Raw genomic sequence first — 23,144 nt, 5'->3', positions numbered from 1 at the left:
TGATTTTGAGGAGGCACTATGAATCAACCTTCTGTAGAACCTGTACGCCTCGATAAATGGCTGTGGGCTGCGCGATTTTATAAAACCCGTGCAATTGCTCGAGAGATGATTGAAGGCGGCAAAGTACATTACAATGGGCAGAGAACAAAACCTGGCAAAATTGTTGAACTGCGAGCGTTAATTAAGCTTAGGCAAGGTAATGATGAGCGAATAGTTGAAATTATTGAAATTAGCAGTCAGCGCCGAGGAGCTCCGGACGCACAGCGACTTTACTGTGAAACAACAGAAAGTATTGCTCAACGGGAAAAATTAACGCAAGCGCGGAAAATGAATGCGCTGACGATGCCACACCCAGATCGGCGCCCGGATAAAAAAGAACGGCGCACTCTGTTAAAGTTTAAACATACAAATTCTCATGAGCCGTCTTAATGATGGCCAGAGTAATAGAGAGATATTATGGCAAAGCAAGATTTACTCCATCGTTTTCTATTTGAACAACATTCTGTTCGTGGGGAAATGATCAGTGTCGATGACACTTTTGAACGTATTTTAGAAAATCATGACTATCCTGCCGCAGTAAAAGGCTTATTAGGTGAATTACTCGTTGCAACTAGCTTATTAACAGCAACATTAAAGTTTGATGGTGATATTACTGTTCAAATCCAAGGTGATGGGCCAGTTAAGCTAGCGGTTATCAACGGTAATAACTTACAGCAAATGCGTGGCGTTGCCCGTATTGATGGCCCTGTTGTTGCTGGTAGTACACTGAAGCAAATGGTTGGCAACGGGTTTATTGTGATCACCATTACACCGACCCAAGGTGAGCGTTATCAAGGTATTGTTGCGATTGAAGGCGACTCTATTGAGGAAAGTATTGATGCTTATTTCCGCCAATCTGAACAGCTACCGACTCGTTTATTTATTCGTGTAGGTGAGGTAGACGGTAAAGCGACTGCTGGTGGGATGTTGTTGCAAGTTTTACCCGCGGCTGACGAAACCAGCCATGATATTTTTGACCATCTTGTGCAACTCACTGCGACAATTAAAGGTCAAGAGCTCAGCACATTAGATGTGAAAGAGGTTTTACATCGTCTTTATCATGAAGAAGATGTCACCTTGTATGACCCTCAAACTGTGGAGTTTCGTTGTACATGTTCAAGGGAGCGTTGCGAAAGTACATTAGCAACTTTACCAAAGGAAGATGTTAAGGATATTTTGCAAAAAGATGGGAAAATTGATATGGAGTGTGAATTTTGTGGCTCACACTATGTATTTATTGAATCCGATATTCAAGGGTTAAATAATGAGCTAAATCAGCAACTTCACTGATACGATTTAGCAACCTAATTATGTGACAAGGGTGCAATTCTGCACCTTTTTTTTATAATTTTAAAGCATTATTACGTGCTCTAAGTCTCATTATGAATTAAAAAAAATTATACATTTTCAATTCTTTGATAGCAATCGCTGTTAATTAGTCGTAAAGAATTATGATCATCCGCAGATTAATTATGTTTACCAGGAGCAATATAATGAGCGCTAAAAGCATTACCCTGAAGGAACTTGAAAAGTACGGTATTCATGATGTGGCTGAAGTGGTTTATAACCCAAGTTACGAGCTATTATTCACGGAAGAAACTAAGCCCGGGCTAGAAGGTTATGAGCGCGGTACTGTGACCACCTTAGGTGCAGTTGCGGTTGATACAGGTATTTTTACCGGTCGTTCACCAAAAGATAAGTACATTGTTCGTGATGATGTGACTCGCGATACTGTGTGGTGGGCAGACCAAGGTAAAGGTAAAAACGACAATAAGCCAATGTCACAAGAAGTTTGGGCGGATCTCAAGCATATCGTGACAGAACAGCTGTCAGGTAAACGTTTGTTTATCATTGATGCATTCTGTGGCGCTAATGCCGACACTCGTCTAAAAGTCCGTTTCATCACTGAAGTTGCTTGGCAGGCACACTTCGTTAAAAACATGTTCATTCGCCCATCAGATGAAGAGTTAGTAGGTTTTGAGCCTGACTTCATTGTGATGAACGGTGCTAAATGTACTAACCCTAACTGGAAAGAGCAGGGGCTAAACTCTGAAAACTTTGTAGCGTTCAACCTGACTGAGCGTATGCAGTTGATCGGCGGCTCTTGGTACGGCGGCGAAATGAAAAAAGGGATGTTCTCAATGATGAACTACCTTCTGCCGTTGAAAGGTATTGCTTCTATGCACTGCTCTGCTAACGTCGGCGAAAAAGGCGATGTTGCTATTTTCTTCGGTTTATCAGGAACAGGTAAAACCACACTGTCGACTGATCCAAAACGTAAGTTAATCGGTGATGATGAGCACGGCTGGGATGATGACGGCGTATTCAACTTCGAAGGCGGTTGCTACGCGAAAACTATCAATCTGTCTAAAGAAGCAGAGCCAGATATCTATGGTGCTATCAAACGAGATGCATTGCTTGAAAACGTCATGGTGTTAGCAGATGGTACGGTTGATTTCAATGATGGTTCAAAAACAGAAAACACCCGTGTTTCTTACCCGATTTACCACATTGATAACATTGTAAAACCTGTTTCTAAAGCAGGCCATGCGACAAAAGTTATCTTCCTGACGGCGGATGCATTTGGGGTTTTACCACCAGTTTCTCGTTTGACGCCAGAACAAACTCAATACCATTTCCTTTCTGGTTTTACCGCCAAACTCGCGGGTACAGAGCGTGGTGTGACTGAGCCAACGCCTACTTTCTCAGCATGTTTTGGCGCTGCATTCTTATCGTTGCATCCAACACAATATGCAGAAGTATTAGTTAAACGTATGGAAGCAGCAGGTGCGAAAGCATATTTAGTGAATACAGGTTGGAACGGTACGGGTAAACGTATTTCAATTAAAGATACCCGTGCAATCATTGATGCTATTTTAAGCGGTGATATTGAAAAATCTGACATGATTAAATTGCCCGTCTTCGATTTAGAAGTCCCAACAGCATTACCTGGTGTGGATACTAATATCCTTGACCCTCGTAATACTTATGCAGACAAAGCACAGTGGGATGAAAAAGCCAAAGATTTAGCTGAGCGTTTCGTGAAGAATTTCGATAAATATACGGATACCCCAGCGGGTGAAGCATTAGTTAAAGCAGGTCCGAAACTGTAATCGTTGAATGTATATTTTCATGAAAAAGGCTCTACCTTAGGTAGAGCCTTTGTTGTTTTAGGCGTGTTATTCAGCGGCAGGTAAATCAAATAATAAGATTTCGCTGTCTTCATCTGCTTTAATCGTTAGGCTGTTTTCTTGCCAAATTGCTAAGCCGTCGCTAGTTGTGGCTTGTTGCCCATTGACTTCTACAGTCCCTTTTACCACTTGAATCCATACAACTCGTTTATCTGCAATGTTGTGAGTTTGTATTTGATCCGCGGGCAATGCCCAACGCCATAATTGCATATCTTGATAGACTTTTAATGAACCATCTTGCGCATTTGGTGAAAGCACAAGTTGTTTGCCATCTTTTGAATCAAAACGCTTTTGTTCATAACGTGGTTCAATACCTGTTTTTTCAGGGATAATCCAAATTTGGTACAAATGCAGTTCTTTTTCATTGTCCGGGTTATATTCTGAGTGACGAATACCGGTGCCTGCACTCATAATTTGAAATTCACCTGCGGGAATTTGCTCCATATTGCCCATGCTGTCTTTATGTTCCACCGTGCCATTAAGCACATAGGTTAAAATTTCCATATCTTTGTGCGGGTGTGTCCCAAAACCTTGGCCTGCAGCAATAAAGTCTTCGTTAATCACCCTTAGTGCTGAGAACCCCATAAAATTTTCATCATAGTAACTAGAGAATGAGAAAGTGTGCCAACTATCGAGCCAACCATGATTAGCATGACCTCGTTCATTTGCTTTACGTAGATAGATCATAGTGTTATCTCCTTTACGGACTTCAACTTTGGTTGAACTCACTCTTAATGTATTGATGATAGTTTAACCTGTTTTCACTTAGAGAAAAGTAGCTACCATTAACCATAGAGTTCAAATAATTTGAATAAGTATGCCATTGTTGGATGAGATAAATCGTTAGATGAGGAAGATTCGATAGTGAACATATTACAGAACTGCTGTATCAGGTAAAAAAATAGCCAGCGCAAGGCTGGCTAAAGTAAACACTGGAAGCAATGTGAGCAATGTCGTACCCCCAACAAAAGGTGACTAAGTAACCGTATTGAGGAGGTGATGATAATGATAATAGTTATCACTATCGTTTGTAAAGCATTATTTTTGACCAAAATGATATATCTTATAATTAATAACGCAATTATATGATTTATATGAGATTAAAAATTTAACCATTATTTTTCAATGGATTAAGTATATTAGTATTAGTCGTAAAAAATAATTTTCTATTTAAAATATCTTGAATTAGCAAATACCTAATCGATATGCCCATTTGACGAGCCCCACGGAGCTGTGTGTACCTAGTTTTCTCATTAAGTTAAGACGGTGTGTTTCAACTGTTTTTATGGTGATTTTTAAATCTTCTGCAATATCGCGGTTACGGCGTTCTTCTGAGATTAGCTTTAATATTTGCCTTTCCCGAGTTGTTAGTCGTACTGGTTCTTTAGTTTGGGTTAACTCAAATATTTGAGCTTCACTTAAAGAAGGGTCAATAAAAACTCGATTCATAAAGACAACAGATTGCAAGGCTGATAATAAGGTTTGCTGAGAGCTATTCTTTAAAACATACCCCATAGCGCCCGCATTCAGTGCAGAACAGGCCCGATGCTCCACCCGATCTGCTGTCAGTACAATAATATTGAGGTCATGCCAACGTTGTTTTAGCCGACAAATGACGTCAATACCATCCATGCCAGGTAAGCCTAAGTCTAATATAACAAGATCGGGATTTAATTTCTGACAGGTTTCATAGACCTGTAAGCCATTACAGACAACACCGATAACTTCATACTCAGGAAGATATGAAAGAAAATGCTTAATACCAGCACTTAATAGTTCATGGTCTTCGACTAATAAAACTTTTTTCTTCATATTAAAAGTATAGATTCAATTATTATTGATTACATTTTTATCGATAAATAGCTATGGATGTCAAATAATATTTTTTATTTAAATTAATATATATAAATAAAACATTTAATTTATATTCTATTTTTATTTAATAAATATACTAGCCAATTATCACCATTAATCATCTCCCACGTTGCACCTTGTGATAAAAGTGATTGAGCTAACCGCTCTCTGAGTTCCGTAACTTCAGGGTTCGGGCTAGCTAACAGTAACCCACGAATGGAATTAAAATCAAAACAGCAAGATTCTAATTCGTGAATAAATTTAATAAATGAAATGGTTGCCATTCTTTTATTTTTTGAATGTGCTGTGGAGGAAAAGTTACAAATTATTAGTTCTTTATCATTTAACCTATAAGTTAATTCAAAATGAGTGAACTCAACCTTCCAACCAATAAAAATACTGCTATTATTAAAGAAAGCTTTTTGAGGCTGCTTCCCTTTTCTATATAAATACTCGGTGACTGCATCTAATTGAGCCATATTTTGTATTCTTTCTTAATTTAGTATAGTCATTATTCTATTTGCAATATTTACATTCTTACAGAGGATGTAATTCTTTCTTGTAATGATATAATTTCGCGTGTTATATCTAACATACGTTTTGACGCTTCAGAGGCTTTATCGGCTGTATTTGAGAGCAATTTATGGTACTCAATCGCTGAGTTAGACTGAAAATCGCCTAATAATTGTTTTTTTTGTGCATCACGAGTTGTACTCGCCATACTTACTGATACCGACCCTTCTACCATTTTTCCAATCCCGTTAGTCCCTGCGGAAATAAACTCACCACCTAGACTTGCCCCCTTAGCCATGCCGAAGCCTGCACCACCGATACTGACGACGCCTGAAGTTGTTTTTGCAATAGCGTTGGATAAAGCTGCTTTATAATTAAGTTGTATTGAATCCTGTTTGGTCGATATTGCCGTGAGCTCTTTTTTGAATGCGGTGCTTTGTTGAGATGCAAAGAAGTCACGTTGCATATCGCGAATGTCACTATTCATTTTTTGTAGCATTGAAATGATGGCATCCATCATGGCATAAACATTCGTTGATGAGGATATCGAAGCGTTTTTTATATCAGATTGATTTGGACATATTTGTTCTATATCTATTGTATTTGAGTTGATGTTATTCATTTTTAATCCTTATTTAAGGTAATTAGTTATTTTCTAGAGAAATTTAAATAAGCGTTATCATTATTGCTAATTGCCGATGCAATTAACCCGTCATCTATGTTAATAAAACAGCTTGTGTCATTAATTAATGACTTAATTGTATTAGAGTCAATAGACTCTAACGAGTCTAGTATGGAATGACTGATGTTGGTAATTTGATTACCTAATTCAGTATAGTCATTTAATTGTTGGGCGAATACTTGTTGTATGGAACTCACCCCCTCATTTAAAACTTCACTTTTGCATGAAGTCGTTTTATTTATTTCTGGAATAGTCACTGTTGGATGGTTTTTATTTTCTGGGGAGTAATGATAATTCACTCCTGAGGTTGATATTTGTTTTAGTGCATCAGTAAATACTTGTTTACTGGAATTTATTGTACTCTGGTTAATTAACTCGGCACTCATATGGCCTAATGCATAATTTACCATATATACAGTACATAAAAGAGGTAGCACTTGCTCTCCTCTTTTGCGCATACTTTCACCAACTTTTCCTATTAATTCAATTAATAATGAAGTGATATCTGTAAACCTTGTTTTATTACAATGTGAATTTATTGGTTTAATGGCATCGTTCCAATCTGCATTTTCGGGTATACAGTTGGAAAAACTACCGGGAGCTGCCTCTTCTAATTGAGATAATAATATTTGCTGTTGGGGAAGGTTGTTTCTGACAGTATTTAATGCAATAGCGACTTCACTCAGTGCCACCTCGATAAGTTCTGAACTTAATGGTTTTTCGCTTAAGTTTCTAAGTAAAGGTGCTAATAAGCTCCCGTTAGAAACGAATATTGCGTTTGATTGATTTTCCTCTCTTTTCGTTGAAAAATAATCAATAAATTCACTATTCGGGTGCTCATGAGTTATTGAAGTGGTATGCATAGCATTAAACCATTGAAGAAGCGATATGTGCTTGGGTTGATGCTATCGTACTTAGTAATTTAGTACCATCTTGAACTACAGCGGCTTTGTCTTCTTGCAATGAGCGTACTTTTTTTACGGTTTCTTCTTTTTCTCTTTCAAAGAATTCAAACATATTTTGCAGCCAAGTTTGATCTAGCATTAATTGGTCAATTTGTTTTTGTAATTTTGCCTTTTGGATTTCTAAAGACCCTATCGTTACTTGCTGTGCGCCTGATATCACACCTCGGGATGTTTGCAAAAACATATCAACGCGAGATACTGATGCTTTACTGACGGCTTTTAAAACATCTTTTTGTATTTGTCTGGTAGTATTGCTAATCAATTGCTCTGTGGTTAGTTCTATTCCATCTTTAGCCACTTTTTTAGCTGCTTTCTTTGCCGCTTTTTCAACGGATTTAGTGACAAGTTCTTCTATTGCTTTTTGTGAAAATGAATCAATCATTTTATTAAATATTGTTTTTCCTGCTTTTTCAGCAGCTTGCTTCCCTAGTTGATTGATAATTTGATTACCAATTTGCGTACTGACTTCTTGGCCAACTGATTTAGCTATCCCTTTAATGGCTGTTTGACTGCCTTCTTTTATTGCCACATTTAGTGCTTCTCCTGCTCCTTCTTTTAAGACTTGAGTTGCCACTTTTGGAACAATTTTAGTCGCGATTGCATTACGCACTGCACTGGTAATATCAATAGCCGCCCCCATAAGTTCAAATGACATCTGTGTAATAGCAAACTTGTTGGCCGCAGCATGATATTTTTCAGCGTTATTGGGGTCTATCAGCGCCATGGTATTGGCTACCGCTTTGCCAATACCTGCAAGCCCAGCCATGAAGTCCATGCTTCCACTTGCAGCCATCATGGCATTACCTGATAAGAAGCCACCAACCATTTTGGTCACACCGACGACAACTTCTACTGCGGCAATAACCCAGTCAAAAATAACACCAAAAACACCGGCTTTTCTGGCTTTATCTTGTTGTTCAACGGCTTTTTCCATTTGCTCGCGAATATTTTTGACTTCTTCCATTCGTAGCATGTCTTGTTTTTTAGTCAGAATTTCAAGCATTTCCCCTTTAGTTGAGGCAATGTCCCCTAAAACCTGACCAACGAGTAATAATGATGCGGCAAACATTGAGTTCATTGGTAACCCTTCAATTTTGGCTAAAGACATATTTAGCATAGGGTTAGATGTATTATTTCTTTCATTATCAGGAGAGAGCTGCTGTAATGTTTGGAATACCTCTTCTAGATCAGAAGCAGCTTGTGTTTGAGAAACCTCTTCTTTACTGGCTCGTGGAGTTGCCAGTTTTATCATTGGTGTATTTTGCGCTGTAGCAACATTATTTAACTCACCAAATTTCAAAGGGGTTGTCTGATGAGTACTTTTAGGTAAAGTGGTCGATATATCATGTAACCTATTTTCTGTAGATATATCTGTTCGATAAAGAGAACGCTCAAGAAGCATTGTCATTGTGATATCTCCGATATTGGATTTAGCATTTTTTGAGCACTTTGTTTGATTTCTTGATACTCTTTTAAGTCATTACACCAGCGAATGGCAGCATGAAATGCTTTATTTGCGTATTCAGTATTACCCAGCAAGTGATAACTGAGGCCTGTAAAAAAGGCGGGGCGAGGGTCATCTATTTTAATCGTCCCTGCACGTACGAAGTTATTTATGGCATTTTCATGTTCACCTAAACGTTGATGGCATAACCCTAGAGCAAGTAAATTTTCGGGGTTCCATTGTTCTAAACAAGTTAATAGATAATAAATATTGCGTGCAGCGGAAAAATCATTGGCATTAAACAATTGGTTGGCATATGCATAGAGTCGTTCTAATTGCTGGCTATCTAAGCCAGCAATTAGTTTTAAAGAACCACCACGCGCTAAAAAATGCTGCAAATTGTCGCTATTTTCATTTTGTGACAGAGTGCTAACTGTTTTTGGCATATAAATCTCATGATGATAAAAGTATCAAAACGTTAATTAGACGAAAGTACGATATTGTTTTTTAACTACACTTTTGTTTTTTTCTGGTGAAAAAAGGTCTCTGTTTTGACCCGTATTTTCAACAGAAAGTTGTTTAAATTGTTTGCTTAATTGATTAAAAATCAGTTTTACTTCTTCTGATTTTTTAATGATTTTTTCTGCTCCAATATCACTTTGCATTACATCATTAAATTTCGCTAACTTACGTAAAGCAATTGGGTCCTTATCTGCTTTTTTATGTAACTCGCTAATTTCATTCTGTAGTACTTTGAATTCATTAATTTGCTTTTTAACATTTATTCTGCAACGTTGCAGTTCGTTAAGCATGCTTTGAAATTGATCTAATTGTTGCATCTTTAATCCTACGATATTTGGTTTTATAGATAGCTATCAATTTATTTTTAGGCTGTTAACGAATAGATTGAGCGATTGATTTAGTTGATTCAGCATTCATGCTTTGGATACTGTTTGCCATTGTGACTGCGGTATTAAAGTTTTGCATGAGTTGCTGTAGTTTAAGTTGGCTTTGTTGAACAAAATCAGAAGCACGACCGGAAGCTGATTCTAAAGCTGATTTAACGGCAGTGAGGTCACCTTTATCTAATTTGCCATTTTTTCCTTGCATAAAGTCATCAATATTTTGGTTGCCATCAATCATGATATTGTTAACGCGCATATAATGAATGACATCAGGTGGAAGCTCTCCAGTAGAGTCTGGTTTATCTAAATCAGCAATAATACGGTCAACTCGATTCGCCATATCTTGTGCATCACGAGAAACTTCTGTTTTCTTTGACATGGCTTCAAATTTAGAATTTGCTAATTCAGTAAATAACAACATAATGTTTTCCATTGTGACCATGGCTGTTCCCATAAGAGAATGATTTGTCATGGCACTTCGATAATTATTATTTTGAATACTGTTATTGTTATTATTTTGAATGCCATTATCACCATTATTTACTATCACATCACCTGTTGAGGGAGTGGTTGGTGTATAATAGCTATTTTGACCTTCATAATACCCGTTTTGATCGAAATCTATATAAACCATGTTATTACCCTTTTTGTTAAAGTTAAAATATAAAAATTTCTTAATTTAGAGGTTAGATAATAAATATTTTAATTTTGAATTTTTTCAAATTTACATGGAAACTATCATTTTTGATTTTACAATTATGATGTTATATGTAATTTATATGCTTAATTATTGTTTTAATGAGGAACAATGATGTCAGGTTAATACCTTATATTTTCTCATGCGTTTTTACTAGAAAATAAACGAATGTCTTTTTATTAATAAGGGTAATGTATGTCTGCGATAAAGTTTATTATCAGCAAAAACTCAGGTCAGTTATCTTTGAATGGAAAAACCTATACATTCCCAGAAAATTGTTTAGTCATTACCAATGATGAGGCAATTATAGTAGAGTCGATATTAAAGAATCAGCTATTATCTGTAGACTTTGATTCGAGCAGTTTACATAAGGTTTACCCTGAAATAATTAACCTATTGCTTCCTCAAGAAAAAATAACTTATTCAATTGAACCCATTAGAATTATTCGAGCAGAAAGGAATGTATTGGATGTTTTTACCTATCTATTGCAGCTTTCAGAGGATAATTTTTTACACTTTGCTTATACTTATTGTTTAGGGTTAGATAACGTATATTTTTCCTCTCTACTTTATAAATATATTTCAGGTAATAAAGACTTTTGTAGTTTTATTGAAAACCATTTTATGCGTCAGTGGTCCGTTGTTCGCTTAGCTCAGGAATTTGATTTACCTGTGCGTAAGTTTAATGAGTTATTTTTATGTACATATGGTCAAACAGCTAAACGCTGGTTGTTGGAGCGACGGATAAAACATGCAAAGAAACTGTTAAGTACAACATCCATGAGAGTCATTGATATTGCCATAGAATGCGGGTTTTCAAGTCATGCTCATTTTACGGATAGATTCCGTCGTTACATAAATTGTAGTCCAAAGCAATTTCGCAATCGTTCGCTTCAAATAAACAGCTATAACACGAGGGAGTAACTATGGACATAGAAGCGATTACTAACCAACTTTCGCAACTCGTTGATAAAGCGGGTAATGAAGTGCAATCAAAGGTGACTGCAGCTGACCTTAATGACCCAGCAAGGATGTTACAGGCACAATTTGCGATACAACAATATTCTGTTTTTGTGAGTTATGAAAGTGCGATTATGCGGGCAGTGAAAGATATGTTGTCAGGGATAATTCAGAAGATATGAATTTATTAGATTTCAGTATGAGGCAACTTATTATTGAAAGTGGATTAGCGGCTGTAAATAATGGGCTTTATATTCAAGCTGAAGCTATTCGTCATGTATTGCCATATCTGACGGAAAATGAAAGTGCCTGTAATATTATTGATGCAACCATACTTATTGGAATGAATAATTTATATCTTGCCGAAGAAAAATTACAGAGTGATAAGTCTCCAGAAGCAGAGCTACTAAAGCAATTTATTGAATATATAACAATAAGCAATAATTGATTGTTATACTCATAATATATTAAAAATAGGATATTAATATGATGGATATTACATCTGTATCTACTGTCGGTGTACAAACATTAACAGAAAAACTCCCCTCCATTGAACGAGCTGAGGATGTCGATTTATTTACAAATATGCTTTTTGAACAACCCACACTTAACCCAGAAGAGATGATAATCGCTTCATTACAAGATAAATCATTGTCAATTTCAAATACAATTAATAATGCACGAGCAACTGTCGATGTTCTGAATAACCCGGCAACTATGTTAACGGCACAATCTTTTCTTAAAAATGCTATGGTGGAAGTGGATTTAATTGCAAAAGTGACAGGGCAGCTATCTCAAGGAATTAATAAACTGGTAAGTATGCAATAATGAAGTTTTTTATTCGTTTTAGTTCTATCGTGTTAATTTTATTTTTTTTAACGGGTTGTAAAGTTGAGCTTTATAGTGACTTATCTGAAGAAGAAGCAAATCAGATGATTGCTTTATTGATGCTGAGAAATATTGATGCAGAAAAAAGCATTATTAAGGGAAGCGGCGTTACTATTAATGTAGAAAAAGATGATTTTGCCAATGCAGTTGAAGTATTACGCCAGCAAGGTCTACCTAATAAACGAACAGAAAATATTGCTGATTTATTTCCTCCGGGGCAGTTAGTCACTTCTCCAGCACAAGAACAGGCAAAAATAACTTATTTAAAAGAACAAAATATAGAAAAAATGCTACTGAGTATGGATGGGGTTATTATTGCTCAAGTTGCTATATCGGAAAGTACCAATGTAAATCGTCGTGAAATACCGCCGCCTACCGCTTCAATATTTATTAAGCATGCGCCGGGTATCAATATGCAAAGTAGAGAGCCAGAAATTCGTAGAATGGTCCAAAAATCTATCTCAAATTTAACAGTAGAAAATATCAGTATCGTTATGCAAATGGCTGATTATCGACATAAACAGGCGAAGTTTCTGGATAAGACCAAAAATGGCTGGGAATGGCGAAAGTACCTTCCCTGGATAGTTGTGGCAGCCATAATGACCAGTGCTATTGTATTATTAATTGTATTAAGAAATAGACCTAATATATGAATAATATTATTGAGGTTGAACAACAACGATTACATGAGTTGGTATGGCGTCCAGGTAAATGGATGCATGCATCTTGGTGGAGAGCATTCGAGTTATCTCAATGGCAACAGGTGTATCAGCAATCTCCATCTTGCCAAGGGGCAATAGATAACATGATTCTTCGCCGCAAAGACTTATCTTTTTCTCCTATATTAAAGCAGCTTGAACTACGTCAGTATCAAATTTTGGCATTAGAAACACGTTTAATGAAGTTGTTTCTTGCGATGGGGATTCTGGTATTAGCTTGCCCTGATTATCTGGTACTTCGTCGATATCGTTGCCGTTTGACGGATATTTTCGGTGAGCAGGGTTGTGAGCAGCTATTGGCAATAGGGACCTTCTATCATTTTCCTTCTCAGGTTATTTATTCTGAAGAGGATTTCATCGAGAAAGCCCAAGGGATAGGACTAAGTTGGTGGTATGCAGAGAAAACCGATTGTGTGGTCTATCACGCGTTGAAAACAACCTTTCCAAATTACCCGCCCCAAGAAGCCCCCCGTCTTGGTAGTATTTTTCCTTGGCTATTACGTATTGGGCGTTTTTTATGAAGGTGATTTCAGTTCCTGTAATTTCATTGCCTGACTTACCTGTATTTGGGCCTATTATTCCGACAGAGGAGTTAATAAACTGTTTTTCTGCAAACAATATTATAGAAATAGCCCAACAAAAAGCTCAAATTATCTATCAAGAGTCTCAAAAATATCTAGATGAAACAAAACAGGAATGTCAGAGCTTACGAGAACTAGCTTATCAAGGAGGCATGGCTTTATTGGAAGAGGAAGCTCCATTGATTAGGCAGAAGATTGCTACTGAGTCTATTGAGTGGTTAGTGTCAGAACATCAACTAGAACAAAACATTTTAATGTGCTTGGAACCACGTTTAAGGGAAGTGCTAGTTAGCGTGCTTGATATGTTTTTTATTGAAAATGATAGTACTGGGTTATTGTTCAATCAGCTTCGCACTAAACTAGAGGAAATAAAGAATGAAAAGTCAGCAACGCTTTATATTCATCCTAGTCAGTACAATAAATTAATAAAGCTTTTTTCTGCTTACCCGTGGCTACATATTCAAGTTGATGAGACGAAAGACAAAGATGAGGCATTGCTTTCATCATCTTTATTTAATCTCCATATTAATCTGAAAGAACAATTAGAATCAATTTGTGCACATTTGTTATTAGCTGAAGAGGAAACATGTAATGTCTGTTAAAGTAGAATCTATAGACCCGCGACTCTCTTTAGTGAAAAACCAGCAATTGGCCCAACAAAATATTGAGTTGACGCGCCAAAATGAACAAAGAAAATTAGTGACGCAAGTCATCCCTGCACAATCAGCTCTTGAAATAGCGCAAAATCAATTGAATACAGAAGTTCCTGAACTTGATAGTTATCTCTCTGATGGTTATTTGATACAAGAAACCCAAGGAAATATTGGGTTAGCCATTGGCAACTTTGTGCGAATGAGAGGTGGTCATAACCCTAGAGTATCTGAACGTCCAACCCGCAGCATGTTGCAGCGTCTAGCCAAAAACTTAGAGGATTCAGACCCTACAAGTGTGGGAGAGTTGCGCCATCGAATTGGCGGAGTAACTAAGGTTGAAGAGATTGACGACCTTCTGAATAGTTTTCAACGGCATCATTTAGATACTGCCGAATGTATTTTGCTACTTGCTAGTATGTTAAATGAAAAAGAAAATGATCAATCCTCTAGCCATGTACTGAAACAAACACTAGAAAAAGTGATGGCAGGAGATAATGAGTGGGTTTTAAAACTATTTACGCATTTAGAGTGCGGTGCTGTTACCCCACAAGCATTAGGTGAATTACGTTTTTTATATCAGCAAGCAACAAGTAACCAACCTGAATTGCTTTATTGGTTTAAACAATTTAGTCAATTTGAAGGTAGTCAACAACAGCTAAGAACACTTATTCGTACTTTATCTTTTGAGCTCTCAGCAGGTTATAAGGCAACGGATATTCGCCTAGCGGCAGTGATTACTGATTTAAAATGGTTATTGCAGTTTTTAACTATCGAAGTACAAAGCAAACATTTAGCAAACTCCCTAGATTTACCAAATATAACAGATAAGCATGTGACCTGCTTATTATTGGAAATAGTACAACAATCTTGGTTATATTCTGATTGGCTAGAAAGTAAAATTAGTTTACAGACATCAGAAAAACAGTATAAATATGCTAGAGGATTAATGGAGTTAATCAAATTATTACCGGATGACTGCTTTTCGGATTACGACCAACGAGAAATGGTTATTAGTGTATTTATTGAATACTTACAACAATTAAATGAATTAGAATAGTAACTTTTTTCGTTTTTATCAGGTAAATACCTGATTATATCTATCTAAGTTTTATTAGAATATGTTAATCATAATGAAAAATACCTTTATTTTAAATTTCTTTTTAAGAATGTAGATGGAATTACAAACAAAACGGTGGTTAGAAAGGTTTTTGCAGCTGGTTGAATTACCTAGTGATGGTATTTCTGCAAAAATGGAGTTTTTACATCCATGTTATCGTTTTTATATTGAATATATCAACAATAATATCATTCTTACCGTAGGTAAAAAGGTAGAGCTTGTTTATCAAGAAAATATATTAGAGAAATTATTAACACAATGCATCCCTGCGAGGACTAAGGGGACATTATTACGTCCTTGGGTAGGGGGAGGTTATCAAATGCTAAGTTGTAAATTAAATACAACGAGCTCTATTTCTCATTGGGTTTATTGTTTTAAAACAATGCAACGCTTACTTGATGAGGCTATCGGATTAAAATAATGGAATTTATTAGGCAATTTTTAATCGTTATTTCTCGCCGACAAGATATTTTTCTCGTTATTTTGTTGTTAGTCGCTATATTTATGATGATTATCCCGTTACCAACAGGGCTAATTGATTTCCTTATTGCACTGAATCTAATGATATCCATTCTCTTAATGATGATGGCCATTTATATTAAAAGCCCATTAGAATTCTCGACTTTTCCTGCGGTGTTATTAATTACCACTTTGTATCGCTTATCTTTAACAATTAGCACGACTAGGCTGATCCTCTTACAAGCAGACGCCGGCGATATTATTGATACATTTGGTAAATTTGCTGTTGGTGGTAATTTAGGCGTAGGGCTTATTGTTTTTATGATCATTACTATCGTGCAGTTTATCGTGATAACTAAAGGCTCTGAGCGTGTTGCCGAAGTTAGTGCTCGTTTTTCATTGGATGCAATGCCAGGTAAACAAATGAGTATTGATGGTGATTTACGTGCAGGCACTATTGATGCCGATGAGGCACGGAGGTTACGCGGTTTAGTCCAAAAAGAAAGTCAGCTTTTTGGTGCTATGGATGGTGCTATGAAATTTGTTAAGGGCGATGCTATCGCGGGTATTATCATTATATTGGTGAATATATTAGGAGGAACAGCTGTTGGTGTGATGGTGCATGATATGAGTGCTAGTACTGCATTTTCTACTTATGCGATTCTTTCTATTGGTGACGGTTTGATCAGCCAAATACCTGCTTTATTAATATCGATTACTGCTGGGATTATTGTGACCCGTATATCTGGAGAAGAAAAAAATAACCTTGCGGGTGATTTGGTTATGCAAATAAGTAAGCAATCGCAAGCAGTCGTATTAACCTGTGCTATTTTACTGGTATTTGGTTTTTTACCTGGTTTCCCAACGGTTTATTTCTTTATTCTATCAGCTATTGTCTTTGCAATTTCATTTTTTACTAAAAAAATAACGGCGACAGAACAGGATGAATATATCAATTCAGATTTAAGTGGTAGTTCAGCTAACCAAACTATCAGCCCCGGTTCAACCCCATTAATTATCCGGATGGCTAAAGATTGTTGCAATAAGAATATATTGGCTTCTCAAATTGATATCTTCCGTTTCCAAAAGTTTGAGCAAATTGGTATCCCTTTGCCGGAGATTAATTTACAAGTAGATAATAATTTACCCTCTGGTTCTTTAAAGATTTTATTATATCAGGAGGTTGTCCTCGATATCATTTTACCTAAAGGCCTGATGTTAGCCGATATTAGTTCACCAGATATTACCCAAGCTAAACAGAGAGATAAACTATCGTTCGGTGGTAATCAATCATTACAGTGGGTTTCACCTGATAATAAAGACGTATTATCAGCCATGAATATTACGCTTTATCAAGATGAAGCGACAATTATTCATTGTTTATCAATTGTAGTCGACCGCAATGCAAAAGAATTTATAGGTGTGCAGGAAACACGTTTTCTAATGGATGCAATGGAAGGGAAATATGCTGATTTAGTTAAGGAAATACAGAGGCAATTACCTATTGGGCGTATTGCAGATATACTTCAGCGTTTAGTTTTAGAAAATATATCTATTCGTGATCTACGCACAATCTTTGAGTCATTGATTGAGTGGAGCCCTCGAGAAAAAGACCCTGTCATGATAACTGAGTATGTGCGAATTGGCTTACGTAGGCATATTATCGCTAGACATAGTATAGGGCAGCCGTGGATCAGTGGTTGGGTTATTGGTGATAATATTGAGAATCATATTCGTGAAGCTATTCGGCAAACTGCTTCAGGTTCTTATTCTTCATTAGAGCCTAACTTTAGTGAAAGGCTAATAGAAAAGATTAAAGAGGTGACTCAGAATAATTATCAAACTCAAAATGTGCTAATAACGACAATTGATGTGAGGCGTTTCCTCCGTAAAGTTATTGAACGGGAGTTTTATGGGTTAAAGGTACTCTCATTCCAAGAGATTGGTGAAGATGCTGAACTACGTATTATTGGTAATATTGATCTTATTGGGGAACATGAGTAATGCGTCAGCCCGATTATAATATTATTTATAATACATTGTTTGAACGTTTAAAGTTCCCTGTAAATAGCGAAAGCTTAAGTGTTCGACTAACGGGGAAAATCGTTAAAATTGGCCCAACATTGTTACGTGCATCATTACCAGGTGTCAGCCTTGCTGAGTTTTGCCACTTAAAACCTAGCGGTATTGATGCTGAGGTCGTTTCTATTGATGGTGATTATGCATTGTTATCCCCTTTTTCTGAGCCTCTGGGAGTTACCGTTGGGTCGGATGTTATTCCTACAGGGCATTGTTACCAAATTTGTGTTGGTGACTTTTTGCTTGGCCGTGTACTTGATGGTTTAGGTCGACCGCTTGATCACTCCAATCTACCTCAATATGGAGAGTATCGAACTCTGAACGCTGATGTACCCAATCCTCTCCTTCGGCAAATTATTGACACGCACTTGCCATTAGGTGTGCGTGCGATTGACGGGTTATTGACTTGTGGGATAGGGCAGCGAATAGGTATTTTTGCGGCGGCAGGGTGTGGCAAAAGTACCTTGTTAGGCATGATTAGTGAAGGGTGTGAGTCTGACATTATTGTATTGGCTTTGATTGGTGAAAGGGGACGAGAAGTTCGTGAGTTTTTAGAGCACACTTTAACCCCGCAAGCATTGAAGCGTTGTGTGATAGTTATTGCGACCTCTGATAGATCTGCGCTAGAGCGTTTGAAAGCTGCATATACGGCAACAACAATCGCTGAATATTTTCGCGACCAAGGGAAAAATGTGTTGTTAATGATGGATTCCTTAACACGTTTTGCCCGCGCATCAAGGGAAATAGGGCTTGCTGCGGGGGAGTGTGCTACATCGGGTGGATATCCCCCCAGTTTTTATGCTCAATTACCCCGTCTATTAGAGCGAGCTGGGCGAGCTGAATCAGGAAGTATTACCGCTATTTATACTGTCCTTGTTGAGGGCGATAACATGAATGAGCCCGTTTCAGATGAGGTTCGTTCAATTCTAGATGGACATATAGTTCTTTCACGAAAACTAGCGCAGGAAAATCATTACCCTGCGATTGATATCAATGCGAGTATTAGCCGAGTTATGGGGCAGGTTACCAGTGAGCAGCACCGTAAAAATGCAGGGAAATTGAGAAAATTACAAGCTGCTTGGAAAGACATTGAACTGTTAGTCCGTGTTGGTGAGTATCAAACAGGGCAAGACCCTGAATCCGATGAAGCATTAATGAAAAGGCCAATAATCAGGGAGTTTCTTTGCCAACCAACCGATGAGCGGGTTAAGTTCCAAGATACACTGGATATGTTATGCAAAATTATCAAACAACCTTAACGGCTTTATTTGCTTTAAAAAAGCGCCGTGAAACGCGACTTCGTTCTATTTTAACGCAATTAAATCAACAGATAAGTGAGCAAATTCAGGTTAATGAAAGTTTGATGAAACTCAGGGAGGAACTCTGTGAGCAATGGAAACATTATGGTTCACATGAACAATTATTGACACCCAGTGCTATTAGAGAGTATCGCACTACGTTGACAAATTATTACCTGCAAGATCAGGCAATTCTACAAAAAAGTAGTATGGCTAAAAGAATATACAGTGAATTACAGATAGAAAAAGAACAACAATTAAGTTTATTACAAGAAAATATAATCGAGCAAGAAAAACTAAAACTCCTAATGGAATAAACTATGTGTACTAAAGTAATGTCATCACGCCGCAATGTTATTATATTAAATAATGGTATGGACGATACGGCATCTCACCAAGATGCTCAACATCAGTTTGAAGAATTATTGACTATTCCAATAAAAGGAGGGGGCAATAATAATGATATAACACAAGAACGAAAGTGTTTAAGTTATATTGATGTGTCAAATAGCGCTGAATTATGTGAGCAGTTACTGAAAAAATTATCGTTGAATTGTTCTAACAATCAAAATAATCAATTAAAGTGGTGTTTAACAAATGGCCCATTAGCAGGGATGATTATTGAGGCTGATTATAATGAGGTAGGTATATCTATTTGTCTTTATTTGAATACTTCTTTATATAATCAAGAGTTGAATAAAATTATTGAGCAAATAAAAAGGGGGCTTTCGATAAAATTTAATTGCTCGATTTTTTTAAAGGTTAATCATGCCGATACCTGAAATTAATAATAGAACAGCAAAACTTATTCGTGCAGTAGGTACAGGTTGTCAATTAATCGGCGATGAAGGAATTCTATCTTTAACATTTGAGCATCGGAATTTGGCAATCGGTTTGTTACTGACAACTTGTATAAATGGTAATTCTATTGATTTTTGGGTAGATGAAAATGAATGGTGTCAATGGGTTAGTCCAGTACTTGCTATTCCATCATTTTCTATGGTTTCTGATGAGTTTAAGGACGTACTCGCGATATGGACAATAGATACTCTCAAGGCATGCATTGATATTGATGATTTTCAGTGGCCAACAGTTAAACAGATAAGCACGGGCTCTTTACCGCAAGGCGTGGGGTGGCAGTTGTGTGCGAAACATCATAATAGAACACTTAATTTTCACGTTATTGAAGCCCCTGATAGCTGGTTAGAGGTACTCATAGAGAACGGTTCGATAACTGATGAACAAGAAATAAGCTCGCCAATTATGATTGGGGCAAAGTTAGTGGCGGGTTGGTGTTTATTAAATAGTCAGCAAATATATTCTATACAAGAAGGTAATGCGCTGGTGCTTCAACAGCAAGCAGAAATTACTCGTGGGGAGTTTTTTCTTTTTACTTATCGGCCACTTGCCATTGTTTGTCAAGATGGCGAGTCAGGCATATTTAGCGTGGAGACATTAATGGATACTTTTGATGACTGGATTGATATACCTACAGATAGCTTAGCCAATACAGATAATCAAATTTCAAATACATTGATTCCTGTTTCAGTGGAAGTTGCTAATTTGAATATTTCAATTAATGAGCTAAGCCAGATCCGGCCGGGGTACTTATTTGAAAGTGAAAAACAATATAATACACCTGTTTCATTAAAAGTTGGTCATCGTATTTTTGCTTTTGGTACACTATTACGCATAGGGGAACGATTAGCGGTTAGAATAGATACATTATGCTAATTGATTTTATAGTGGCAGGTTAAGCTTGACTGCTTGTTGAGGCAATAGGCTAACAAGCAGTCAATAAATTAAATTTCATCATCAGGTGATAAATGATGATTGTCTGTGGGCGGTGATGATAAAAATAATGAAATTAATTTATTTGCTATATTAGTGTTATTTTCTGATATTGGTTCAATATCAAGTAATTCATCTGCTTCGTCATCTTCATTAAATTTATATATATCATTTCTCTCCTCTGAAACCTTATTTAGATTTATATTGTCGATATTTTTTTCTTTATTAATCAATGTGTTGTTTATTTTATTTTCAAGGCTATTATTATATTCATCTAAATTTGACTCCATAATTTTCAATTCGGAGTTGGAAGAGATTTCGTCAAAAAACTCACTCCAGGTTAAAGTGTTTTCCGTATTTTTGTTGTTTAAATTCAATGTGTTATTATTGATTAATGGACGCTCATTATTAGGTTCTTTTTTTACGGTAGTACAAGCGATTAGCGCCATACACGGTATTATTAAAAGAATGAGTTTAATCTTCATTTTTGGGGTTTTCTTTTTCATAGCTTAAATTCATAACCATACGCAAAATATTAGCGACAGGTTCAAATAAGCTTGGGTGAATATAATGACCTACTGAGGTTTTCTTTGCTAATGCACGGGCTAAATCGATACTCTCTACAATAGGTACTCCTGATTTCTCTGCAAACCTAATAATATTTAAGGCTCGGCTATTAAAGCCGACTTCAATGACTTTCGGTAATGGTGTTTCATTAATTTTATAATACAGACATACTGCAACATGTGTTGGGTTCTTAATCACGACCGTTGATTTAGCGACATTTTTAGATAAGCTCCCACTTTGAATTTCTCGGTGTATTGCTTTCCGTTTGCTTTTTAATTCAGGGTTACCTTCACTATTTTTATATTCTTTTTTAATTTCATCAATAGACATCATCAATTTCTTGGTGTTGTTATATCTCTGAAATGCGAAGTCAGCAATACCAAATATAATATAGAATCCAATTAGAGTTAAAATCATCCAGTAAAGTAAATGAATACATAAAATAACGCCATTAATAACAGGGTTCAAAGGTAAAAACTGTATTGAATTAGTGTTTTGAGCTAGTAACAAGTAAAAAATAAGTGCTAGTGTTACTGTTTTAAATATAGATTTAACAAATTCAAATAGATTCTGCATTGAGAACATCTGTTTTGAATTAGATAATATATTGAGTTTTTTAAATGATGGTGTTAACGCTTCTGTTGCCAATAATGGCCCAACTTGAGCCATTATGGTAAAAACAGACGTCAATATGATAACGCCGGCTAAACCACCAGTAAAACGGATCACGATAGAAGAGAAAGTATTTAGCCACTGGCCAATCGCTAAATGACTATCATTGTTAATAAAATTAATATTAGTATTAATCATCAATTTTAAGGCATTCCAAAGTTCAGGGCCTTCAAAACTAAAATAAGTCAGTAAAATGACTAGCTGCATACCGCTGGTTATTTCATTACTTTTCGCTACTTGGCCTTTTTTTCGCGCATCTTTGATTTTCTTCGATGTGGGCTTTTCTGTTTTCTCACTCATTGAAAAAGTCCCATAAATTTAGGCTGATATTCAAATAGTCTAGGCTATAGGCCAATAAATGTTGGAACGCAAAACTGAAGCAGATAATCAGCATTAATAAGGAGAATGCACTTTTGATTGGCATCGCTAAGAAGAAAACATTAAGTTGTTGCGCTGAGCGGTTAATTAACCCTAAAGCCATATCAACTAAGACGATGACGACTATGGCTGGCATTGCAAAGCGAATACCTAGTTCATACATGAGTTGCCATAAACTGGAGATAAAAGAAAAAGCATCAATATGATAATTTAATGTACTGGCTGGTGGGATAGAAATATAGGAATTATAGATAGCCGCTATTAGTTGGTTAAAACCTCCACTAATAAGAAAAATAACATTAAATACTTGGCTAAATAACACTCCAAATAGCGAGGATTGTTGCCCTAATAATGGGTTAATGATACTTGCCATTGAAGAACCGCGCATGGTATCTATTATTGTTCCTGCTGCATCCATTGCCCAAAAGGGAATTGCAGCACAAAAACCGAGTATTAACCCAATGCTCACCTCACTAATAATTAACCATAAGTATCCACTAATATTAAGGTTAGATTGGGTCCAATTGGGGTACATATAAGCAATAGGTAATATAATCACTAAAAGTAGTGAGTTCCTAACTAAAGTACCGCCTAGGTTAGAGCTATTCAGCAAAGGAACAAGAAGAAAAACACCTAAGCAGCGTAACATGCTTAGTCCAAGGATGGGTAGGTATTCAATCCAGATGGTCAAG

At 36.5% G+C, this 23,144-nt stretch carries 29 protein-coding genes; 17 read left to right on the top strand and 12 right to left on the bottom strand.

Annotated features, from left to right (window positions below; genetic code table 11):
- Positions 1-18: 18 nt before the first annotated feature.
- From hslR to pckA, 3 genes are all read left to right on the top strand, one after another.
- Complete coding sequence (hslR, locus tag ACIPUA_RS22040; protein ID WP_042848623.1) at positions 19-429, top strand: ribosome-associated heat shock protein Hsp15; 411 nt, start codon at positions 19-21, stop codon at positions 427-429.
- Between the two features lie 27 nt (positions 430-456).
- Positions 457-1,329, top strand: coding sequence for an Hsp33 family molecular chaperone HslO (gene hslO, locus ACIPUA_RS22035; protein WP_042848622.1), 873 nt, complete (start codon positions 457-459; stop codon positions 1,327-1,329).
- A 203-nt stretch (positions 1,330-1,532) separates the two neighbouring features.
- A complete protein-coding gene (gene pckA / locus ACIPUA_RS22030) occupies positions 1,533-3,152 on the top strand; it encodes a phosphoenolpyruvate carboxykinase (ATP) (RefSeq protein WP_042848621.1) in 1,620 nt (539 codons plus the stop codon).
- A gap of 66 nt (positions 3,153-3,218) precedes the next feature.
- On the opposite strand, the gene ACIPUA_RS22025 is transcribed toward pckA, so the two are convergent.
- The 9 genes from ACIPUA_RS22025 to sseB form a co-directional block, all read right to left on the bottom strand.
- The gene (locus ACIPUA_RS22025) at positions 3,219-3,917 is read right to left on the bottom strand and encodes a pirin family protein (RefSeq protein WP_048605591.1); all 699 of its coding nucleotides are present in this window, start codon (positions 3,915-3,917) and stop codon (positions 3,219-3,221) included.
- A gap of 498 nt (positions 3,918-4,415) precedes the next feature.
- Positions 4,416-5,042, bottom strand: coding sequence for a two component system response regulator (locus tag ACIPUA_RS22020; protein WP_042848619.1), 627 nt, complete (start codon positions 5,040-5,042; stop codon positions 4,416-4,418).
- Between the two features lie 110 nt (positions 5,043-5,152).
- A complete protein-coding gene (locus tag ACIPUA_RS22015) occupies positions 5,153-5,563 on the bottom strand; it encodes a hypothetical protein (protein WP_052219445.1) in 411 nt (136 codons plus the stop codon).
- Between the two features lie 50 nt (positions 5,564-5,613).
- Positions 5,614-6,219 (bottom strand): hypothetical protein, encoded by a 606-nt coding sequence (locus ACIPUA_RS22010; protein WP_042848618.1) that lies wholly within the window; start codon positions 6,217-6,219, stop codon positions 5,614-5,616.
- A gap of 26 nt (positions 6,220-6,245) precedes the next feature.
- Positions 6,246-7,142, bottom strand: a complete 897-nt coding sequence (locus ACIPUA_RS22005) for a hypothetical protein (protein ID WP_042848617.1) — start codon at positions 7,140-7,142, stop codon at positions 6,246-6,248.
- A 4-nt stretch (positions 7,143-7,146) separates the two neighbouring features.
- A complete protein-coding gene (gene sctE / locus ACIPUA_RS22000) occupies positions 7,147-8,652 on the bottom strand; it encodes a type III secretion system translocon subunit SctE (protein ID WP_052219444.1) in 1,506 nt (501 codons plus the stop codon).
- Positions 8,649-9,134: a SycD/LcrH family type III secretion system chaperone gene (locus ACIPUA_RS21995; RefSeq protein ID WP_042848616.1), complete on the bottom strand. Its 486-nt coding sequence runs from the start codon at positions 9,132-9,134 to the stop codon at positions 8,649-8,651. The genes sctE and ACIPUA_RS21995 overlap by 4 nt, the downstream gene beginning before the upstream one ends.
- Positions 9,135-9,170: 36 nt before the next feature.
- Positions 9,171-9,527 carry a hypothetical protein gene (locus ACIPUA_RS21990; RefSeq protein ID WP_048605587.1) on the bottom strand — a complete coding sequence of 119 codons (357 nt, stop codon included), beginning with the start codon at positions 9,525-9,527 and terminating at the stop codon, positions 9,171-9,173.
- 55 nt (positions 9,528-9,582) lie between these two features.
- Positions 9,583-10,227, bottom strand: a complete 645-nt coding sequence (gene sseB / locus ACIPUA_RS21985) for a type III secretion system translocon protein SseB (protein ID WP_080750936.1) — start codon at positions 10,225-10,227, stop codon at positions 9,583-9,585.
- 258 nt (positions 10,228-10,485) lie between these two features.
- On the opposite strand from sseB, the gene ACIPUA_RS21980 reads away from it, so the two are divergent.
- The 14 genes from ACIPUA_RS21980 to ACIPUA_RS21915 all read left to right on the top strand — a co-directional run bounded on the left by ACIPUA_RS21980 (position 10,486) and on the right by ACIPUA_RS21915 (position 20,778).
- Positions 10,486-11,214 carry a helix-turn-helix domain-containing protein gene (locus ACIPUA_RS21980; RefSeq protein ID WP_042848615.1) on the top strand — a complete coding sequence of 243 codons (729 nt, stop codon included), beginning with the start codon at positions 10,486-10,488 and terminating at the stop codon, positions 11,212-11,214.
- Positions 11,215-11,216: 2 nt separating this feature from the next.
- A complete protein-coding gene (gene sctF, locus ACIPUA_RS21975) occupies positions 11,217-11,432 on the top strand; it encodes a type III secretion system needle filament subunit SctF (RefSeq protein WP_042848614.1) in 216 nt (71 codons plus the stop codon).
- Positions 11,429-11,698, top strand: coding sequence for an EscG/YscG/SsaH family type III secretion system needle protein co-chaperone (locus ACIPUA_RS21970; protein ID WP_042848613.1), 270 nt, complete (start codon positions 11,429-11,431; stop codon positions 11,696-11,698). Before sctF ends, ACIPUA_RS21970 begins: the two co-directional genes overlap by 4 nt.
- 38 nt (positions 11,699-11,736) lie before the next feature.
- Positions 11,737-12,078 carry a type III secretion system inner rod subunit SctI gene (gene sctI / locus ACIPUA_RS21965; RefSeq protein WP_197679466.1) on the top strand — a complete coding sequence of 114 codons (342 nt, stop codon included), beginning with the start codon at positions 11,737-11,739 and terminating at the stop codon, positions 12,076-12,078.
- Positions 12,078-12,791 carry a type III secretion system inner membrane ring lipoprotein SctJ gene (sctJ, locus tag ACIPUA_RS21960; protein WP_042848612.1) on the top strand — a complete coding sequence of 238 codons (714 nt, stop codon included), beginning with the start codon at positions 12,078-12,080 and terminating at the stop codon, positions 12,789-12,791. The genes sctI and sctJ overlap by 1 nt, the downstream gene beginning before the upstream one ends.
- Complete coding sequence (locus ACIPUA_RS21955; RefSeq protein ID WP_449060146.1) at positions 12,788-13,378, top strand: type III secretion system domain-containing protein; 591 nt, start codon at positions 12,788-12,790, stop codon at positions 13,376-13,378. Before sctJ ends, ACIPUA_RS21955 begins: the two co-directional genes overlap by 4 nt.
- The gene (locus tag ACIPUA_RS21950) at positions 13,375-14,040 is read left to right on the top strand and encodes an HrpE/YscL family type III secretion apparatus protein (protein WP_449060145.1); all 666 of its coding nucleotides are present in this window, start codon (positions 13,375-13,377) and stop codon (positions 14,038-14,040) included. The genes ACIPUA_RS21955 and ACIPUA_RS21950 overlap by 4 nt, the downstream gene beginning before the upstream one ends.
- Entirely contained in the window at positions 14,030-15,148 is a 1,119-nt protein-coding gene (locus ACIPUA_RS21945; protein ID WP_071547571.1) for a TyeA family type III secretion system gatekeeper subunit, read from the top strand. Before ACIPUA_RS21950 ends, ACIPUA_RS21945 begins: the two co-directional genes overlap by 11 nt.
- Positions 15,149-15,263: 115 nt before the next feature.
- Positions 15,264-15,629, top strand: a complete 366-nt coding sequence (locus ACIPUA_RS21940) for a hypothetical protein (protein ID WP_042848609.1) — start codon at positions 15,264-15,266, stop codon at positions 15,627-15,629.
- Complete coding sequence (locus tag ACIPUA_RS21935; protein ID WP_449060144.1) at positions 15,629-17,671, top strand: EscV/YscV/HrcV family type III secretion system export apparatus protein; 2,043 nt, start codon at positions 15,629-15,631, stop codon at positions 17,669-17,671. The genes ACIPUA_RS21940 and ACIPUA_RS21935 overlap by 1 nt, the downstream gene beginning before the upstream one ends.
- Entirely contained in the window at positions 17,671-19,005 is a 1,335-nt protein-coding gene (sctN, locus tag ACIPUA_RS21930) for a type III secretion system ATPase SctN (protein WP_042848607.1), read from the top strand. The genes ACIPUA_RS21935 and sctN overlap by 1 nt, the downstream gene beginning before the upstream one ends.
- Positions 18,981-19,361, top strand: a complete 381-nt coding sequence (locus tag ACIPUA_RS21925) for a hypothetical protein (protein ID WP_048605576.1) — start codon at positions 18,981-18,983, stop codon at positions 19,359-19,361. Before sctN ends, ACIPUA_RS21925 begins: the two co-directional genes overlap by 25 nt.
- Before the next feature lie 3 nt (positions 19,362-19,364).
- Positions 19,365-19,826 carry a hypothetical protein gene (locus ACIPUA_RS21920; RefSeq protein WP_042848605.1) on the top strand — a complete coding sequence of 154 codons (462 nt, stop codon included), beginning with the start codon at positions 19,365-19,367 and terminating at the stop codon, positions 19,824-19,826.
- On the top strand, positions 19,813-20,778 hold the full coding sequence (locus ACIPUA_RS21915; protein ID WP_449060143.1) for a FliM/FliN family flagellar motor switch protein: 966 nt from the start codon (positions 19,813-19,815) through the stop codon (positions 20,776-20,778). Before ACIPUA_RS21920 ends, ACIPUA_RS21915 begins: the two co-directional genes overlap by 14 nt.
- Positions 20,779-20,846: 68 nt before the next feature.
- On the opposite strand, the gene ACIPUA_RS21910 is transcribed toward ACIPUA_RS21915, so the two are convergent.
- From ACIPUA_RS21910 to sctT, 3 genes are read right to left on the bottom strand one after another with little or no spacing between them, the layout of a single operon-like run.
- Positions 20,847-21,341 carry a hypothetical protein gene (locus ACIPUA_RS21910; protein WP_272656545.1) on the bottom strand — a complete coding sequence of 165 codons (495 nt, stop codon included), beginning with the start codon at positions 21,339-21,341 and terminating at the stop codon, positions 20,847-20,849.
- On the bottom strand, positions 21,310-22,374 hold the full coding sequence (locus tag ACIPUA_RS21905; protein ID WP_042848602.1) for an EscU/YscU/HrcU family type III secretion system export apparatus switch protein: 1,065 nt from the start codon (positions 22,372-22,374) through the stop codon (positions 21,310-21,312). The genes ACIPUA_RS21910 and ACIPUA_RS21905 overlap by 32 nt, the downstream gene beginning before the upstream one ends.
- Positions 22,367-23,143 carry a type III secretion system export apparatus subunit SctT gene (gene sctT, locus ACIPUA_RS21900; RefSeq protein WP_042848601.1) on the bottom strand — a complete coding sequence of 259 codons (777 nt, stop codon included), beginning with the start codon at positions 23,141-23,143 and terminating at the stop codon, positions 22,367-22,369. The genes ACIPUA_RS21905 and sctT overlap by 8 nt, the downstream gene beginning before the upstream one ends.
- Position 23,144: the final 1 nt, after the last annotated feature.

Source organism: Providencia sp. AGC89 (genome assembly GCF_053543535.1).
This window is presented reverse-complemented; position numbering and strand designations above follow the sequence as displayed.

What these genes read in the sequence shown, in the direction of transcription:
- ACIPUA_RS21935 (WP_449060144.1), top strand. Translation starts at nt 15,629, where the DNA reads ATGGAATTTATTAGGCAATTTTTAATCGTTATTTCTCGCCGACAAGAT.
- ACIPUA_RS21915 (WP_449060143.1), top strand. Translation starts at nt 19,813, where the DNA reads ATGCCGATACCTGAAATTAATAATAGAACAGCAAAACTTATTCGTGCA.
- ACIPUA_RS21955 (WP_449060146.1), top strand. Translation starts at nt 12,788, where the DNA reads ATGAATAATATTATTGAGGTTGAACAACAACGATTACATGAGTTGGTA.
- ACIPUA_RS21940 (WP_042848609.1), top strand. Translation starts at nt 15,264, where the DNA reads ATGGAATTACAAACAAAACGGTGGTTAGAAAGGTTTTTGCAGCTGGTT.
- sctI (WP_197679466.1), top strand. Translation starts at nt 11,737, where the DNA reads ATGATGGATATTACATCTGTATCTACTGTCGGTGTACAAACATTAACA.
- sctF (WP_042848614.1), top strand. Translation starts at nt 11,217, where the DNA reads ATGGACATAGAAGCGATTACTAACCAACTTTCGCAACTCGTTGATAAA.
- ACIPUA_RS21920 (WP_042848605.1), top strand. Translation starts at nt 19,365, where the DNA reads ATGTGTACTAAAGTAATGTCATCACGCCGCAATGTTATTATATTAAAT.
- ACIPUA_RS22020 (WP_042848619.1), bottom strand. Translation starts at nt 5,042, where the DNA reads ATGAAGAAAAAAGTTTTATTAGTCGAAGACCATGAACTATTAAGTGCT.
- ACIPUA_RS21925 (WP_048605576.1), top strand. Translation starts at nt 18,981, where the DNA reads ATGCAAAATTATCAAACAACCTTAACGGCTTTATTTGCTTTAAAAAAG.
- ACIPUA_RS21910 (WP_272656545.1), bottom strand. Translation starts at nt 21,341, where the DNA reads ATGAAAAAGAAAACCCCAAAAATGAAGATTAAACTCATTCTTTTAATA.
- hslR (WP_042848623.1), top strand. Translation starts at nt 19, where the DNA reads ATGAATCAACCTTCTGTAGAACCTGTACGCCTCGATAAATGGCTGTGG.
- ACIPUA_RS22015 (WP_052219445.1), bottom strand. Translation starts at nt 5,563, where the DNA reads ATGGCTCAATTAGATGCAGTCACCGAGTATTTATATAGAAAAGGGAAG.
- ACIPUA_RS21995 (WP_042848616.1), bottom strand. Translation starts at nt 9,134, where the DNA reads ATGCCAAAAACAGTTAGCACTCTGTCACAAAATGAAAATAGCGACAAT.
- hslO (WP_042848622.1), top strand. Translation starts at nt 457, where the DNA reads ATGGCAAAGCAAGATTTACTCCATCGTTTTCTATTTGAACAACATTCT.
- ACIPUA_RS21905 (WP_042848602.1), bottom strand. Translation starts at nt 22,374, where the DNA reads ATGAGTGAGAAAACAGAAAAGCCCACATCGAAGAAAATCAAAGATGCG.
- ACIPUA_RS21980 (WP_042848615.1), top strand. Translation starts at nt 10,486, where the DNA reads ATGTCTGCGATAAAGTTTATTATCAGCAAAAACTCAGGTCAGTTATCT.
- sctJ (WP_042848612.1), top strand. Translation starts at nt 12,078, where the DNA reads ATGAAGTTTTTTATTCGTTTTAGTTCTATCGTGTTAATTTTATTTTTT.
- ACIPUA_RS21990 (WP_048605587.1), bottom strand. Translation starts at nt 9,527, where the DNA reads ATGCAACAATTAGATCAATTTCAAAGCATGCTTAACGAACTGCAACGT.
- sseB (WP_080750936.1), bottom strand. Translation starts at nt 10,227, where the DNA reads ATGGTTTATATAGATTTCGATCAAAACGGGTATTATGAAGGTCAAAAT.
- sctE (WP_052219444.1), bottom strand. Translation starts at nt 8,652, where the DNA reads ATGACAATGCTTCTTGAGCGTTCTCTTTATCGAACAGATATATCTACA.
- ACIPUA_RS22010 (WP_042848618.1), bottom strand. Translation starts at nt 6,219, where the DNA reads ATGAATAACATCAACTCAAATACAATAGATATAGAACAAATATGTCCA.
- ACIPUA_RS21945 (WP_071547571.1), top strand. Translation starts at nt 14,030, where the DNA reads ATGTCTGTTAAAGTAGAATCTATAGACCCGCGACTCTCTTTAGTGAAA.
- sctN (WP_042848607.1), top strand. Translation starts at nt 17,671, where the DNA reads ATGCGTCAGCCCGATTATAATATTATTTATAATACATTGTTTGAACGT.
- ACIPUA_RS21950 (WP_449060145.1), top strand. Translation starts at nt 13,375, where the DNA reads ATGAAGGTGATTTCAGTTCCTGTAATTTCATTGCCTGACTTACCTGTA.
- pckA (WP_042848621.1), top strand. Translation starts at nt 1,533, where the DNA reads ATGAGCGCTAAAAGCATTACCCTGAAGGAACTTGAAAAGTACGGTATT.
- ACIPUA_RS22025 (WP_048605591.1), bottom strand. Translation starts at nt 3,917, where the DNA reads ATGATCTATCTACGTAAAGCAAATGAACGAGGTCATGCTAATCATGGT.
- ACIPUA_RS22005 (WP_042848617.1), bottom strand. Translation starts at nt 7,142, where the DNA reads ATGCATACCACTTCAATAACTCATGAGCACCCGAATAGTGAATTTATT.
- ACIPUA_RS21970 (WP_042848613.1), top strand. Translation starts at nt 11,429, where the DNA reads ATGAATTTATTAGATTTCAGTATGAGGCAACTTATTATTGAAAGTGGA.